Genomic DNA, 1,084 nt, shown 5'->3' with positions numbered 1-1,084 from the left:
TGTCCAGCACGACGGCCGCGCCCGTGTCGGCGGCGTCACCCGGCTGCTTCTTGCCGCGCGCGTCCGTGGTGGCCTGGCGGGCCTGCGCCACGGCGCCGGCGAGCGCCTTCTCGGTGGCCGCCTGGAGCCGGGCGTCCAGATGGGTGACCAGGTCGTTGCCGGGCACCGGGTCGGTGTGCGAGAGCCGGCGGGTGACCACTCCCCTGCGGTCGATCGCGACGGTGGTGGTGCCGCGCTCGCCACGCAGGACGCTGTCGTACTCCTGCTCCAGACCGGCGCGTCCGACCAGGTCCTGGTCGCCCAGTCCCTTCGAGACCTCCTCGGGCGTGGTCCGTCCCAGGTAGCCGACCAGCTGCGCCGCGTTGACGCCGTCCGGGTGGGGGTAGTGACGCACCGGCGCGGCCTCCACCCCGATCCCGGGGAAGTTCTCGGGCTGCTCCAGCAGGCTCAACGCCCGGCGGGTGTCGACCCCGGTGGCGATGGCGATCGGCTGGTAGGGGGAGCCGGGAGCGCAGGCCGGCGGCGGTGGTGCGCCGGGACTTCCGCACAGGTGCGTCTTGTCCCAGAGGCGCGCGGACGGCATACCGAGGACGGCAGCCACCTTGTCGATCAGCGCCCGGCCGCCGTCCCGGTGGGACAGCAGCGCGGCGGGTTCGACCGTGACGACCGTCTTGGCGGCGTTGTCGACCAGGGGCGAGCCGTCCGCGGTGAGGATCCGGCCGCGGACCGCGGGCTCGTGCACGAGGCGGGTGTTGACCAGGGAGGAGTCGCGGGCGTAGGCGCCCTGCTGGGTCAGCTGCACCATGGCGAGCCGGCCCACGAGGGTGGTCATGAGCAGCACCACGACACCGACGAACGCCCACAGCCGGGTCCGCGTGCGATGGGCGTGGCCGCTCTGCCCGGTCCTCATCCCAGTCTCCTGCGGACCAGGGCTCGTTCGACGGCGAGCAGCAGCGGGACGACGAAGAGCCCGACCGCCGTGGTCAGGGCGACGGTCCAGGCAGCACGCCCGACCAGCAGCGGGTCGGCGGTCGCGGCCGCCACCAGCAACCCGGCGCCCTGCACCACGACCGCGCCGGCCACG

General features: G+C 74.4%; 1 protein-coding gene. It reads right to left on the bottom strand.

What is annotated here, in order from left to right:
* A partial coding sequence (locus FRW57_RS21940) for a penicillin-binding protein 2 (RefSeq protein WP_476748669.1) occupies positions 1-910 on the bottom strand: 910 nt, incomplete at its 3' end.
* Positions 911-1,084: the final 174 nt, after the last annotated feature.

Source organism: Segeticoccus rhizosphaerae (assembly GCF_009192725.1).
GTDB classification, from domain to species: Bacteria; Actinomycetota; Actinomycetes; order Actinomycetales; family Dermatophilaceae; genus Segeticoccus; species Segeticoccus rhizosphaerae.
The sequence above is the reverse complement of the archived record's forward strand: the minus strand, read 5'-3'. Positions and strand labels throughout refer to the sequence as shown.